Origin of the sequence: Paenibacillus tyrphae (assembly GCF_000722545.1) — a bacterium.
Taxonomy (GTDB): domain Bacteria; phylum Bacillota; class Bacilli; order Paenibacillales; family NBRC-103111; genus Paenibacillus_G; species Paenibacillus_G tyrfis.
The window spans coordinates 210408-225032 of the sequence record NZ_JNVM01000006.1 but is presented as its reverse complement, the minus strand read 5'-3'; the positions used below and the strand labels follow the sequence as shown (position 1 = coordinate 225032).

9 protein-coding genes are annotated in these 14625 nt (G+C 58.6%); 5 read left to right on the top strand and 4 right to left on the bottom strand.

All coding sequences use genetic code 11. From position 1 onward, the window contains the following. Window positions 1–14: 14 nt before the first annotated feature. Window positions 15–494, bottom strand: coding sequence for a GNAT family N-acetyltransferase (locus tag ET33_RS07960; RefSeq protein WP_036679034.1), 480 nt, complete (start codon window positions 492–494; stop codon window positions 15–17). Window positions 495–647: 153 nt separating this feature from the next. Between ET33_RS07960 and ET33_RS36300 the strand changes: the two genes are divergently transcribed. After that, complete coding sequence (locus ET33_RS36300) at window positions 648–1169, top strand: hypothetical protein (protein ID WP_051775180.1); 522 nt, start codon at window positions 648–650, stop codon at window positions 1167–1169. A gap of 88 nt (window positions 1170–1257) precedes the next feature. Here ET33_RS36300 and ET33_RS07950 read toward each other — a convergent pair whose 3' ends face one another. Further along, a complete protein-coding gene (locus tag ET33_RS07950; protein WP_036679030.1) occupies window positions 1258–2064 on the bottom strand; it encodes a histidinol-phosphatase in 807 nt (268 codons plus the stop codon). Between the two features lie 9 nt (window positions 2065–2073). Next, window positions 2074–2976 (bottom strand): LysR family transcriptional regulator, encoded by a 903-nt coding sequence (locus tag ET33_RS07945; protein ID WP_036679025.1) that lies wholly within the window; start codon window positions 2974–2976, stop codon window positions 2074–2076. Between the two features lie 240 nt (window positions 2977–3216). Between ET33_RS07945 and ET33_RS07940 the strand changes: the two genes are divergently transcribed. From ET33_RS07940 to ET33_RS38370, 3 genes are all read left to right on the top strand, one after another. Beyond that, on the top strand, window positions 3217–4776 hold the full coding sequence (locus ET33_RS07940; protein ID WP_036679021.1) for an MDR family MFS transporter: 1560 nt from the start codon (window positions 3217–3219) through the stop codon (window positions 4774–4776). Window positions 4777–4797: 21 nt separating this feature from the next. After that, entirely contained in the window at window positions 4798–5352 is a 555-nt protein-coding gene (locus ET33_RS07935; RefSeq protein WP_235206676.1) for a PadR family transcriptional regulator, read from the top strand. 581 nt (window positions 5353–5933) lie between these two features. Next, window positions 5934–9368: a PQQ-dependent sugar dehydrogenase gene (locus tag ET33_RS38370; RefSeq protein WP_161783531.1), complete on the top strand. Its 3435-nt coding sequence runs from the start codon at window positions 5934–5936 to the stop codon at window positions 9366–9368. A gap of 107 nt (window positions 9369–9475) precedes the next feature. Here ET33_RS38370 and ET33_RS07920 read toward each other — a convergent pair whose 3' ends face one another. Then, window positions 9476–9910, bottom strand: a complete 435-nt coding sequence (locus ET33_RS07920) for a MarR family winged helix-turn-helix transcriptional regulator (protein WP_036679016.1) — start codon at window positions 9908–9910, stop codon at window positions 9476–9478. Window positions 9911–10135: 225 nt separating this feature from the next. On the opposite strand from ET33_RS07920, the gene ET33_RS07915 reads away from it, so the two are divergent. Continuing rightward, window positions 10136–14617, top strand: a complete 4482-nt coding sequence (locus ET33_RS07915; RefSeq protein ID WP_036679013.1) for a DEAD/DEAH box helicase — start codon at window positions 10136–10138, stop codon at window positions 14615–14617. Window positions 14618–14625: the final 8 nt, after the last annotated feature.

Genomic DNA, 14625 nt, shown 5'->3' with positions numbered 1-14625 from the left:
AGTCTCGTTCTAAATCATAGGGCGGTAAGGATCAGCTCCATCAGCGGGAGCTTCCGGTCCGGGAAAACGGTGGATTCGATCTCGCCGATCCGTACAGCGCCCATTTTGGCGTAAAAAGCTTCCGCATGCGGATCGCTGTGAATGCGGATGCGCGGGAGGCGAAGTTCGGCGGCGGTAGCGAGCATATGGCTCCACAGCCGTTTTCCGTACCCGCGGCCGATGTATTCGGGGGCGATAAACAGGCTGTCCAGCTCCGCCACCGAATCGGACGAAGCACCAGAACCCGCAGGCCGCAAGCTGTAGAAGCCGGCGATTTCACTGCCGTCCGTCTCAAGCAGATACACCGCTGACGAATGGATCTGTTCGGGGCGCAGCGTCAGGTCATCGCGGCAAGCTTCCATAAACTGCGGATCGTAGCCCCAATAAGCTTTCGAGCGAAATGACAGCTCGCTGAGCGGCATCGCGTCATGAGCCGTAGCGCGGCGTATCGTCATACTCGGAATACCTCCCATTGGACATGTGTTTTTCCTAAATATACACCCATTTTCCTTCGACCGGTCCACCTACCCATACGCGGTAGGGCGGACCGACATACTGATGTATCAGACAAGTCGGATTCATTTCTCAGCTAAGGGAGGGATCGACAAATGAACAATAAAAAGCGTAATGCCGCTCCCAAAAGAGCTTCGGCCCGTACAGTCAAATCGGCAAAACGAGGCGCTGCCTGCCATTTGCGTCCGTTACATCCCGCTCCCCATATGAATACGGCACAGGTGCGGGGGCTGTTCAGCCCGGCCGGCATCGGCGGAGGCTTAGGCGGCTTTTCCAGTATTGGACGTACCGTAAACGGCGTACCCGGCGGAGGCGTAGGTACGGCGGAGGTGGCCAGAGGCGCCGGTGGCGGCGGAGGCTTCCTCTCGTTTTTCAATTCCGTCGGAGGCCTCGATGGCATCCTTTCCACCATGGGCAAGGTACAGAAGATGTTTACTATCGTAAAGCAGGTCGGACCGATCTTCAAGCTGTTCAGCAGCTTCGGGGGCTTGGGCGGTCTGTTCGGCGGCGGAGCGAAGGTCAAGAGTCTTCGGCCTCCGGCCAAGGCCGTACGCACCCGTTCCCGGACGCTTGCGCAGCCCGCGCGAACCGCGGGAGCAAAGCGGACTGCAAGATAAGCGCGGCCGAGCGGCCGTCAAAGCACAAATATCCGGCTCAAATTCCTCGGCCCTCGGGGAATTTGCCGGATATTTTTTTGCTTTTGCTCTATAAAGGGACAACCTGCTTTTGTTTTTCCTTGTAGTACACCCATTCGCGGAATCCGATTTCCTTCAGCCTTGCCGCCACTTCTTCCCAGTCGTCGCCAACCCGAGAAGGGACGTGCGCGTCCGATCCGAACGAAACCTGGACACCGAAATGAAGCGCCCGCTCCAAAATCTCGTCGATCGGGTACCAGCCGCCGCAATCCTTCGTTTTGCCGGAGGTGTTAATCTCGATCGCAATGTCGTACTTTGCGATGGTTTGCAGCGTGCGGTCTACCGCCTCGGTCTGAATATCCGAGAAAGCCGGGTAGAAGCCGCGCATCGCGTCGATGTGGCCGAGAATCTGGAACATGCCGCTGCGCGCGGACTGCTCGATCAGATCGTAGTACAGCTCCTTTTGCTCCACCTTCTGACGGTCCGTCAGTCCGTTCCAACGCTTCCGGTTGAAGATGCTGGCGCCGCCCGACAAATGCACCGACCCGATGATATAGTCGAACGGATATTGCTCGTACACTTTGCGGTATACGTCCGCCACCTCAGGGAAGAAGTCCGATTCGACTCCCAGCAGAACGTCGATGCGCCCGCGGTACTCCTCCTTCAGCTTCAACACTTCCTCCACGTAACGGGCGAACTCGCTCTTCGCCATCGCGATGCCGGGTTGCTCCCGGTCCACGCTGCTTGCAAAGTACGGCGAGTGATCGGAAATTCCGATGACTTGCAGGCCGTTTTTGATTCCCGCTTCGATATAATCGCGGATCGTTCCGGTCGCGTGACCGCACCGTTCGTGATGCGTATGCAAATCGAATTTCATGGCGTTCCCTCACTCCGAACCTATGAATTGAGTTTCCTGCATGCCCTTTAAATCTTCCAGAAACTGATGCAGCGCCGAGCTCAGATAGCGTCCGGACTTGTATACCACCCCGACCGGGTGGCTGATCTCGAGCTCATTCACCTTGATCATCTTGAGCGTCCCGAGGCGCAGCTCGCTTTGGATCGACAGCTTCGAGATGATCGCCGCCCCGAGGTTCAGCTCCACCATCCGTTTCACTTCCTCGCTGCTGGACAGCTCCATCACGACCTGTGGGGTGATGTACAGCTGCTTCAGAATTTGATCCACGAACCTGCGTCCGGCTGTTTCCGGAGACAGCATGATCAGCGGCAGCTCGTGAAGCCGCTCGATCGGCACATGCGCGAAACGCGCAAGCGGATGATCGGGAGAGACGACCAGCTCGAACGTATCGTAATAAAGCACGGAGCTTTCAAGCGCGGGATGCTTGTCGAACAGGTAGGTGATGCCGATATCGATCGTTCCGTTCTCGACGCTGTGCATGATTTGTGAGGTGGTCATCGAATGGATGGTCGTTTTGATCAAGGGGAACTGGTTCTGAAAATAAGACAATACCCTTGGCAAAATTTGGATCGCGATCGAAGTTGTCGTTCCCAGATGAATATGTCCTTGCGGCGTTTGGTTCAAATCCGAAAGCCGCTGCTTCAAATCTTCGACCGTCTGTAAAATAATCTCCGCATGTTCAAGAAAGACTTGGCCGCTATCGGTCAACGTAACCGGCTGGTTACGGTCGATCAGCACCGTTTTGAATTCGTCTTCCAGACTTTTAATTTGCGCCGAGACGGCCGGCTGGGTCAGATTCAGAATTTCGCCCGCTTTGCGAAAGCTCATGGTTTTGGATATCGTAATGAGCGTTTCCAACTGATTGAGATTCACATCGTTCCTCCTCATCGGGGCGCGAACGCTTTCAATAGCATTCTCAAAATAAGAAAATTTTATCATTTATTTATTAAGCATAAATACAATTTCTTGACTTACTCCATTATATGATACTTGAAAGATTAGGGCAAACTACGCCCAGAGAAAAAAATCACACTTGCTCTTGTCACCTACTCAAATTTGAGTATAATTTAGTTTAGCGCTAAAAATTCACTCAGGTAAAGTAAGGAGCAATTTATGGTTCAGAAAAAAACGAATACCGCATGGACGGTCGCCGCGTTGATGCTCGGGCTGCTGCTGGCTTCGCTCGATCAGACGATCGTCTCGACCGCCATGCCGACAATTATTGGTAAGCTCGGAGGGCTCGACAAGTACGTATGGGTATTTTCCGCGTATTTAATCGCCAACGTCGTATCGATGCCGATCTTCGGCAAGCTCGGCGATATGTACGGCCGGAAGCTGTTTTTCCTGCTCGGTCTTGTCGTGTTCATGGTCGGCTCGGCGCTTTGCGGTACCTCGACGACGATGACGCAGCTGATCGTTTACCGAGCCATCCAAGGGATCGGCGGCGGTGCGCTGATGCCGATTACGTTCGCTATTATCTTCGATATTTTTCCCCCGGAGAAGCGGGGTAAGATGCAAGGTCTGTTCGGTGCCGTCTTCGGCATATCGAGCGTGCTCGGGCCGCTGGCGGGCGCTTATTTCACCGATCACGTGAACTGGACGTGGATTTTCTACATTAATCTGCCGCTCGGTATCGTATCGCTGATACTTATTTCGCTGTTCTATCATCCGGTGCTGCCGAACAATCCGAACCAAAAAATCGACTGGCTGGGAACGTGCGTGTTTGCCGTTTCGATCTTGAGCCTGATGTTCGGATTGGAGCTCGGGGGCAAGGAGTACGCATGGGATTCGGTGCAGATCATCGGCTTGTTCGCTATTGCGGTCGTCTTCCTTCTGCTGTTCATCCGGATCGAGATGCGCGCCGCTTCCCCGGTTGTGCCGCTTCCGCTCTTCGGCAACCGGTTGTTTACCGCCAGTATGGGCGTCTGTTTCTTCTATGGGGCGCTGATGATGTCGGCGGCAACGTATATCCCGCTGTTCATTCAAGGGGTATTCCAAGGGTCGGCGACGAGCGCCGGACTCGTACTGACGCCGATGATGCTCGGCGTGGTTGCCAGCAGCGCGATCGGCGGGCGTTTTATCGGAAAGCTGTCATACCGGGGTATCATGATCGGCTCCGTGCTGCTGCTGCTGATTGCAACCTCGCTGCTCAGCCTCGTATCCGTCGATACGCCCCGTTGGCAAATTACGCTTTATATGATTCTTATGGGGCTCGGCATCGGCACGGGCTTCCCGGTGACGTCGATTTCTTCACTGCATAACGTTGACTTCCGGTTTCGCGGCACCGTCACCTCGCTGGTCGGCTTTTTCCGTTCGATCGGCTCCGCCGTCGGCTTGACTGTGCTGGGCGCCATGCAAGCGTCCGCACTGAGCCGCCGGTTGGCCGAGCTGTTGCCCGCCGGAGCGGGTGCGAAGACGCCGGCCGATCCGCGGGCGCTGCTGTCGCCGGAATTTCAGGCGAACGTTCCGAAGCCGGTGCTGGAGAAAATGACAGTCGGTCTTGCGGATTCCATCGCATATGTATTTCAAGTGACCATCGTTATGGCCGTGCTCGCACTCATCTTTATCCTGCTGATGGGCAAAGCCAAAATGGAAGTTCCGGCGAGAGGCCCCCGTAAAGAAGGCGGCAGTCCGGATGAGGGCTCGGGCGTTCACGCCCCGCAGCATATGTAAGGGAGGTGAATACGTTTGTCCATGAAGCTCGTCATTTTGGGTCTGCTCATGGAAGGAGACAGCCATCCCTACGAATTGCGGCATAAAATGAAGGAGCGGGCCATGCTCCATTACATTAAAATGCAGGAAGGCTCGCTGTACTACGCCATTGATACATTGAATAAAGAGGGATATATCGAGGCGCTGGAAATCGTGAAGGAGAGCGGCCGCCCCGACCGCACCGTCTACCGAATTACGGAAGAAGGCAGGCAGCTGTTTCACCGCCTGCTGCTGGAGCAGTTCGAGAGCCGCGCGCCCGTCTTTCACCCGATGTACGCGGCGCTGGTGTTCGCCTTTCATGGGGATGCGCAGCAGATTCATGCCATTATTATGCAAAAGATCGAAGAGCAGCGCCGCATCGCAGCCTTGCTGCATGACATCTACGAGGAGCATATCCCTACTGTGCCCCGCAGCGTGCTGCATATGATGAAAGGCCGCTGGGAGCACGCCGTTACGGAGCTGCGCTGGCTGGAACGGCTTGCTGCCGATGCCGCGGCAGGGAGGATGTACGAATTCGGCAAGCCGTTGGAGGAGTAGGCGGATATTAAAAAAGGATTTTTGAAAAGAAGGACGGGCCCGAAAGGGCCCGTTGAGCTTGTTGAGAAAGTGGTTAATTAAAGATAATAGAGGTTACGATGGGGTGGGGTATCCACTTCCGACCGCTCTTGTCCTCGGGAAATTTGATTAGAAGCCGCTTAGTAGCGGACATTTCCCGAAGACAAAGGCGGCCGCTATCGCTTCTCCAGTGGATACCCCACCTCCGTATGCATCTCTATTTTTGTAAAAACCCACTTTCTCAACAATCACGGACGGGTCCGAAAGGGCCTGTTCTTTTTTTTGGTGATAATCTTTGTCAATATCCGGCAAAGAAAAGATCAATAAAGGAAATAGAAAAATCCCCGTTTTGAAGGTATGATGATGTTAATATATGGTTATTGGTCCAAGAGACGACACCTTTCCGTTCAGTTCAAGTTTCTGAAAAGTAAGGTTGCCGGCTCTTTTTTCGTTATAGGGTAAAAAAGCAGTCAATTGCGCTTATGAAGGGAGGTGGGGAAACGGAGACTGCGGCTTATATGCCTTATTTTTGCAAAATTCATGGAAGGGAGCATGATTTGAGGATGAAGATCAAAGCAGCAAAAGCATTAGGAATTTCCGTGCTGCTCGCGCTGCAGCTCTTGGTGCCCGCTCAAGGGTTCGGGCAGGAGGCGCGGCAGGGCAGTCTGGAAACGGGGAACGTTCCGGCAACGACTACCTCTGCCGTCTATGGCAGCGGAAGCATCGGAACGCTGGCAGCCGTCCCCAGTCCGTGGTCGAACAAGGATATCGGGTCCCCGGCGCTGGCGGGCAGTGCGGACTTCAATGCCGGCACGGGCGTGTATACGGTTAAGGGAGCGGGCAAGGACATCTGGGGCACCTCCGACCAATTCCACTACGTGTACCGGCCGTTAACCGGCAACGGCGCGATCATCGCACAAGTGACGGGGCAAGGCAATACCGACGACTTCGCAAAGGCGGGCCTGATGATCCGCGAGACGCTCGATGCGAACGCCAAGCACGTCGATATCGCCGCGGTTCCGTCCGGCATATATACGTTCCAGTACCGGAATGCCGCGGGCGGGACGACGACCAGCGTGAAGGCGAATGCAACGAGTCCGTCGTGGCTGAAGCTTGAGCGTGACGGCAATACGTTCAAAGGCTCTTATTCCACGGACGGATCGACTTGGACGGAAGTAAGCCAGACGAGCGTAACGATGGGAAGCAGCGTTTATGTCGGCTTAGCCGTTTCGAGCCATAACGTTTCGAAGCTGAACACCGCCACCTTTGCCAACGTAAGCCTTGGCGGATCGGATGCGACGGCGCCTTCCGTACCGACGGGCGTGACTTCGCCGGGCCAAACTGAAACGACCGTCGAACTGTCATGGACCGCTTCGACGGACAATGTCGGGGTTACGGGCTACGACGTGTTCCAGGACGGGACCTTGGTCGGAAGTCCGCTCGGTACCTCGTATTCCGTCGTAGGGCTGACGCCCGGCACGGCGTACAGCTTTACGGTCAAGGCGAAGGATGCCGCCGGCAACTCGTCGGCCGCCAGCAGCCCGCTCAGTGTGAAGACCAAGGCCGATACGACGGCTCCGACCGAGCCGACGAACGTGACCGCGGCCGGCAAGACGGATACGACCGTGACGTTGACTTGGACCGCCTCGACGGATAACGTCGGCGTGACCGCTTACGACATCTACCGCGATGGGGCGCTCGTTCAGGCCGGTGTCACCGATACGTCGTACACGGTAACGGGGCTGACCGCGAGCACGGCATATTCGTTCACGGTCAAGGCCAAAGATGCCGCAGGCAACCAATCTGCCGCCAGCCAGCCGCTATCGGTCACGACGAACGCTCCGGGACCGGGCGAAGTTCCGGCTCCGTGGCAGTCGAAGGATATCGGTTCCCCGGCGGTACCCGGCAGCGCTCTGTACGATGCGAATACCGATGTGTTCACCGTATCCGGCGCAGGCAATGATATTTGGAGCACGTCGGACCAATTCCGTTATGTGTACCGGCCTTGGAGCGGGGACGGGACGATCGTGGCTCTGATCACCTCCCAAACGAACTCCGACGGCTGGGCGAAAGCGGGAGTAATGATCCGCGAGAACCTGAATGCCGACGCGAAGCATGCCGACCTGCTCCTGTCCCCGTCCAACGGCTTCACATTCCAGTATCGGACCGCGGCGGGAGGATCGACGGAATCGGTCAAGCAAGCGTCTTCAAGTCCCGCTTGGGTGAAGCTGCAGCGGACCGGCAACGTGATCAAAGGCTTTGTCTCCAATAACGGCATGAATTGGGGAGACATCGGCAGCGTAACGGTCGCCATGGGGGCGAACGTATATTTCGGTCTGGCGGTCACCAGTCATAACGTGAACACAGCCAGCACGGCTACGATAAGCAAAGTGACCGTCAACGCGTCGGGAGACGTCTACCCGCCGACGGCTCCGACCAATGTGGCGGTGGACAGCAATACGGACACCAGCGTAGGCCTGTCGTGGCTTGCCTCGGTGGATGATATCGGCGTCACCGGCTATGACGTTTACCGGGACGGCCAGCTCGTCGCCAGCACAACAACGGAAACCTTCTTTAAGGTGACGGGTCTCAAGGCGAACACGACGTACAGCTTTACCGTGAAGGCGAAAGATGCGGCAGGGCACGTATCGGAAGCCAGTACGCCGCTTAGCGTGACGACGGCGGCGCAGCCGGATACGCAAAGCCCGACGGCTCCTTCCAATCTGACCAGTCCGGGCAAAACCTCCTCCTCCGTTTCTTTGGCCTGGACGGCATCGACGGACAATGTGGGCGTGTTCAAATACGACGTATACAAGGACGGGAAATTAGCGGACAGCACAACCGGCACGACCTTTACCGTCAGCGGGCTTACGGCGAACACGACGTACAGCTTTACCGTAAAAGCCAGAGATTTGGCGGGCAACGTATCGGCCGCCAGCAATACGCTTTCCGTGAAGACTTCGTCGACTTCTACCGACCCGTATACGCTGCAAGTCGTAGCGGACAATCTGGAGGTTCCGTGGGCGTTGGCGTTTGCTCCGGACGGACGGATTTTCTTCACCGAGCGTAACAGCGGCCGCGTCCGCGTAGTCGTCAACGGCCAAGTGCGCAGCACGCCGGTCATTACGCTCGGAGCGCCGTTCTACTATCAGCCGAAAAGCGAAGGCGGACTGCTGGGGATTGCGCTCGATCCGAATTTTGAGACCAACCATTACATGTACTTGTACCATACTTACAAAGATTCCAATAATACGGTGAAAAACCGTTTGGTCCGCCTGATCGAGAAAAACAATACGGCTACCCTCGACAAAGTGCTGCTCGACAAGCTGCCCGGCGCGGTCTATCACAACGGCGGACGGCTCAAGGTCGGCCCGGATAACAAGCTGTACTTCAGCAACGGCAACTACGGCAAAACGGACGATACGCTAACCTACCTGGGCGGGAAAATTTTCCGTTTGAATCTGGACGGCACGATTCCGAGCGACAACCCGTTCGGCGCCAGCTCACCGGTGTATACGAGAGGCCACCGCAACCCACAAGGACTCGCCTGGCAGCCGGGGACGAACCGTCTTTTCTCCTCGGAGCACGGCGAAGCCGCCAAGGACGAAATCAACCTTATCGTGCCGGGAGCCAACTACGGATGGCCGGATTATGAAGGCGACAACCAGAACAAGCCGGGCATCACGCCGCCGCTCATTCACAGCGGCAATGCAAGATGGGCGCCGTCAGGCATCACGTTCGTCTCCGACGGACCGTGGAAAGGCGACCTGCTCGTGTCCAACCTCGCCGGCAAGCAGATCATTCGCATGCAGGTGAAAGAGGAGAACGGCAAGCCGGTGATCGGCAATTTGAGCTACCTGTATAAAAACACCTACGGCCGGATCCGTGAGGTCATCGAAGCTCCAGACCGTTCGATCTACATTATTACAAGTAACAACGGCGACAAGAACGGCGACGGCACGCCGGATAAATTGATAAGACTCATACCGAATTTTTAAGCAAAAAAAAATCATAAAGAGGACCGCTCCGACGATCTCGCCTCCAATGTTGTTAGGCTGTATCTAACCATTGGGGGGGCGGCTCGCCGGGGCGGTCCTTCTATGTTTTACTCAGACATTTTATTGGCGATTTTCTCGAAGCTTTGCAGGAACGGCTCCAATTCGTTCGGCTCCAAATAGGACAAGTAGGTGTTGATCACTTCCGAGCGGAGCGCCCGGATACGGAGCAGCGCCTCGCGCGCCTGCTCGGTCGCTTCCAGAAGCACGACGCGCCTGTCGTTCTCGTCATGCTTCCGGTGCACGAACCCGTTCTGCACCAGTCGGTCGATCATGACGGTAATAGCGCTCGGTGTTACTTCCATCCGTTGGGCCAGCCGGCCGACTTGGCACGGCTCGCATTTGACGATCGTATACAGCATCATGATCTGCGGCCCCGTCAAATTCAGATCGGCAGGCAGTGCCAATCCCGGTCCAAGTTTTTGGAACATTGTAAAAAACGCTTTTTCAAATCGCTCTATCGCGTGATCCATAGGATCAGCCATGCTTTTCAGCTCCTCGTTCGAATAATCCGATATTTAAAGTGTTAATAGGTTAGATTTAATTTATTCGAATGAATCGTAGCACCGAGTTGAAAATGTGTCAATGGAAGGCAGCGGCCCAGACGGCGGGGAATCGGAAATTCGATGTGCCGGCGCTTGTTTTTTGGTATGATACCGATATCGAACGTACATTTGGGAAGAAACTTAGGGGAAGAAGGGAAAACGAACATGGATGCGGAGTTGCCAATCGGGTTTCATCCGCTGCTGGCCGCCTGGTTCGGGCGGACGTTCGGGGAGCCGACGGAGGTGCAGCTGCGGGCGTGGGAGTCGATCGGATCGGAAGCTCATACCTTGATCGCCGCGCCGACAGGGTCGGGCAAGACGCTTGCGGCGCTGCTGCCCTGCTTGGACCGGATCGTGACCGGCAAAGCCGCGGACGGACCGGTCCGGGGAGTGAAGCTGCTGTATGTCACGCCGCTCAAGGCGCTGAATAACGATATTCACCATCACGTTGTCGGCTTTATCGATCAATTGGAGCGGACGGCGGCGGAAACAGGCATGCCGTGGCCGGGACTGACCGTCGGCGTCCGAACGGGCGATACGACGCAGAGCACCCGGGCGTCGATGCTGCGGCAGCCGCCGGATGTGCTCGTGACGACACCCGAGTCGCTGTATATTTTGCTGACGTCCCTGAAAGGCAGAGACATGCTGCGGACCGTTCGCCATGTGATTGTTGACGAGATTCACGACCTGGCCGAGGGAGCCCGAGGGCTGCATTTGTCGGTGACGCTCGAGCGTCTTGTCGCCTGGTGCGGGCGTTCTCCGCAGCGCATCGGCGTGTCGGCGACGCAGAAGCCGATCGAGCGGGTCGCCCGTTTTCTCGGAGGCTGGGAGCCAGCGGAAACAGAGGGAAGCGGGGCTGACGCCGCTCAAGCCGGAACAGCCGCCGGATCGGACGATACCGGAGCGGGTATGAACGTAGAAGCCGGTAATGAAATGATTGCGGACGTTCCCATGCGGCCTCGGCCGGTGAACATTGTGGAGAGCCGGATGCACAAAGCGCTTCAGCTTGTCGTCACGATGCCGGAGCAAACATTCATTACACAGGACAAGCAGGAAGCCGTCTGGGGGCCGGTCACCGAACGTCTCGTGAAGCTGATGGAAGGAAGCCGGTCTGTGCTGATCTTCGCCAACAACCGGCGGCTTTGCGAACGGCTGACGCTGCGGCTGAACGACCATGTTGGCTACGAAATGGCCCGCTCGCATCACGGAAGCGTCTCCCGGGAGCAGCGGCTCGAGGTGGAGCGCGCGCTCAAGGCGGGCGAGCTTCGTTGCCTCGTGGCAACGTCTTCGCTGGAGCTGGGCATCGACGTCGGCCATATCGATCTGGTGGTGCAGATCGATTCGCCGAAGAGCGCAGCCGCGGGAATTCAGCGCATCGGCCGGGCCGGACACAGCGTCGGCGGTGTCAGTCGGGGCATCATTCTGGCACGCAGCCGTGGCCAACTGCCGGAATGCGCGGTGCTGTCCCGTCGCGTGCTGGAGCGCGACATCGAGGAAATTCGCATCCCGGTGCAGTCGCTGGACGTTTTGTGCCAGCAAATTGCGGCGATGGTGGCGGGGGACGATTGGACGATCCATGAGCTGGCCCGCGTACTGGCCGGCAGCTACGGGTACCGGGATTTTCCGCGTCAGCGGCTGTTGGACGTGTTGCAGGTGCTGTCCGGGTATTACCCGTTCGTTCGCCCACTCCTGGACTGGAACCGGGACACAGGCGTACTGTCCCGCCGCGGGGTAACGGGCATGGCCGCCATTATGGGGGCCGGGACGATTCCCCAGAGCAGCGCGTACCCGGTGCATCATGCGGACAGCCGCGTCCACATCGGCGAGCTGGACGAGGAATATATTCACGAAAGCCGGGTCGGCGACGTGTTCCAGCTCGGAACGTCGTCCTGGAAAATTCAATCGATCAAAAACGACCGGGTGTACGTGGTCGAAGCGGGCAACCGGTTCAGCGAGATTCCGTTTTGGCGGGGCGAAGGGCAGGGCCGCACGTTCGAGCTGTCGCGAGACATCGGGCGGTTCATGGACGAGCTGGAGCGTCGGCTCGAACAGGAGGAGACGTACAGCTCGCAGGACTGGCTGACTCGGGATTACGGGCTGGACGTCGGAGCTGCGGGCGAGCTGATCGCGCTGATCCGGTCGCAGAAGGCCGTGTCGGCGGTGCCGACGCACCGTCGCATCGTCATCGAGCGGTTCCGGGACGAGCTGAAGCAGTGGCATGTCATCGTGCACAGCACGTTCGGCCGGACGTTCAACCGCACGTGGCTGCTGGCGCTTAGGCAGCATGGGGAGGAGCGGTTTCCCGTGCGGCTATTCGCGAATGCCAAGGACAACGGCATACATTTCGTCTTGTCCGGCGCCGACGAGGGGATGGCCGCAAGCTTTGTGGCGATGCTTCGCGGCGTGACGTCCGTCCGGCTCGAAGCGCTGCTGCGCGAAGCGGTTCCGTCTTCGCCGCAGTTCGGGGCGGCGTTCCGCCGTCTGGCCGAGACGTCGCTGCTGCTGTCGCGGAGCTTTACGCGCACGCCGGCGTGGAAGAAGCGGCTGCGCAGCGAGGAGCTGCTGCGGGAATCGCTGCCGTACGCCGAGCGGTTTCCTTTTCTCGGCGAGGCGATGCGCATTTGCCTGCAGGAGGAGCTGGACATGCCGCGGGTGCGGGAGGCGCTGGAGCAGATTGAGGCTGGAGCGCTGGAGGTGAACGTGCGCGAGAGCCTGTTTCCTTCACCGTTGGCCGCGGCGTTTCTGACCGAGTTCATGGGCGCTCAAATCTACGAGTCCGACGCCGTCGGCAAAGATATTCAATTGCAGCTGCTCGGCTTGGAGCGGGCGCAGGCCGGGCGTCTGTTCGGCGAGAGCCCGGTGCTGGAGGCGGGGCAGCCGGACCGAGGAGCTGCGGAGGAGGAGCCGTGGCTGGCTTCCGCCCCGATGGAGCAGCCGGAGACGCTGCTGCGTCTCCTGAAGCAGAGAGGCGACCGGACCGCCGCGGAGATGGCGAGGCTGGCCGCTGATAGCGGCGCTGAAGAGGCGCAGCAGCAGGTGGAAGAGATCGGCAGGCTGCTCCGCCGATTGGAAGAGGAAGGCCGAGTGCGCCTGATCGACGTCGGCGGAGAAAAGCGCTGGATCTGCTCCGACGAAGCGGATACGTATGCGCGGTTTGCAGACGATCCGTTGGCTGTCCGGTTTGTGCTGACCCGTTATATGGAGCACCGCGCGTCGTTTACGGTGGAAGAGCTTGCCACCCGGTACGGCGCGGCTTTGCCACTTGTCGACGACCTCGTGAGCCAGTGGGCCGCGGATGGGACGATCGAACCGGCCTTTGGCGAGAGCGAAGCCGGGCCGCGGACTTGGGTGAGCCGCGAAACGGCGGCGCGCCGTATCCGCAGAGCCGAACGGGCGCTGCGCGAGCAGGCCGCCCCGGTCGATCCGGTCCGGTACTGCCGGTACTTGATGGCCGCGCAGCACGTCCTTCCGGGCAGCCGCCTCAGCGGAGAAGAGGGGCTCCGGGACGTGATCGGCAAGCTGCAGGGCTGGTTTTTGCCGCTGCCCGAATGGGAGGCGTCGGTGTTTCCTTTGCGCTTGACCGATTACCGCAAAGAAACGCTCGACCGGCTGTGCGCGGCGGGCGAGGTGATCTGGATCGGGCGCAAGGAACAAGGAGAGAAAGAAGGCCGGGTCGCCTTCTTTCTGGCAGAAGCGAAGGAGCTTTACGCCCCTCTGCTCAAGTGGGGAGCAGCTTCGAAGCACGAGCCGCTGCTGGAGCTGCTCCGGCGCAAAGGCGCAAGCTTCCTGTCCGCGCTCAGCCGCGAAACGGGAAGCGTCCCGTCAGAGCTGACGGTGGATTTGATCGAGCTGGCTTGGGAGGGGCTTGTCTCCAACGACCAGTTTGCGCCGCTGCGGATGAACGGAAGCGGCAGGAAGACCACTGCCAAATCCACCGCCAAATTCCAATCCGGCCTTGGTCGCTGGTATGCACTGGAGACGCTGGTGGAGGAGCAGCCGGGCGGGGCCGATTCGCTCGGCGCTTGGGTAAAGCAGGCGCTGGACGGCAGCGCGCTGCTTACGCGGGACCTCGCGGGTACGCTGCTGCCGTGGTCCTGGGATGATGTGTACGGCTCGTTGAAGCAGCTGGAGCTGTGGGGGATGCTGACCCGCGGCTTCTGGGTCCAAGAAATTGCGGCGATGCAGTTCGCCGCGCCGGAGACGGTTGGGCATCTCCGGGAGGCTGTCTGGGAAGCGGGAGGCGGCGAAACGGTGCTGCTTCCGGCTGCCGATCCCGCCAATCCGTTCGGATTGACGGTGCGATGGCCGTCCGCCCCGGGCGTTGCTTTTGCCCGCAAGCCGGGCAACGATCTCGTCTTCCGCGGCGGCCGATGGGTGTTGTGGTGCGAAAATAACGGCAGGCGCATGCACACGCTGCACGCGCTGGCCGACGCGACGGAGGAGGCATGGCTGCCGGAGGAAGAGCGGCTGCAGACGCTTCGAGCCGTGCTGCAATCGTATTTGAAGAAGCCGGGCGTCCGCAAAGTGGTCATCGACACGTGGAACGGGGTGCCGGTGCTGGACACGCCCGCCGCCGGGACGCTGCGGCAGCTCGGAGCGGAGGCCGACCGCGCTTCGCTCGTCCTGTGGCCGAGCTCGTTGCGATAATTTTACTT

What these genes read in the sequence shown, in the direction of transcription:
- ET33_RS07960 (WP_036679034.1), bottom strand. Translation starts at nt 494, where the DNA reads ATGACGATACGCCGCGCTACGGCTCATGACGCGATGCCGCTCAGCGAG.
- ET33_RS36300 (WP_051775180.1), top strand. Translation starts at nt 648, where the DNA reads ATGAACAATAAAAAGCGTAATGCCGCTCCCAAAAGAGCTTCGGCCCGT.
- ET33_RS07950 (WP_036679030.1), bottom strand. Translation starts at nt 2,064, where the DNA reads ATGAAATTCGATTTGCATACGCATCACGAACGGTGCGGTCACGCGACC.
- ET33_RS07940 (WP_036679021.1), top strand. Translation starts at nt 3,217, where the DNA reads ATGGTTCAGAAAAAAACGAATACCGCATGGACGGTCGCCGCGTTGATG.
- ET33_RS07935 (WP_235206676.1), top strand. Translation starts at nt 4,798, where the DNA reads ATGAAGCTCGTCATTTTGGGTCTGCTCATGGAAGGAGACAGCCATCCC.
- ET33_RS38370 (WP_161783531.1), top strand. Translation starts at nt 5,934, where the DNA reads ATGAAGATCAAAGCAGCAAAAGCATTAGGAATTTCCGTGCTGCTCGCG.
- ET33_RS07920 (WP_036679016.1), bottom strand. Translation starts at nt 9,910, where the DNA reads ATGGCTGATCCTATGGATCACGCGATAGAGCGATTTGAAAAAGCGTTT.
- ET33_RS07915 (WP_036679013.1), top strand. Translation starts at nt 10,136, where the DNA reads ATGGATGCGGAGTTGCCAATCGGGTTTCATCCGCTGCTGGCCGCCTGG.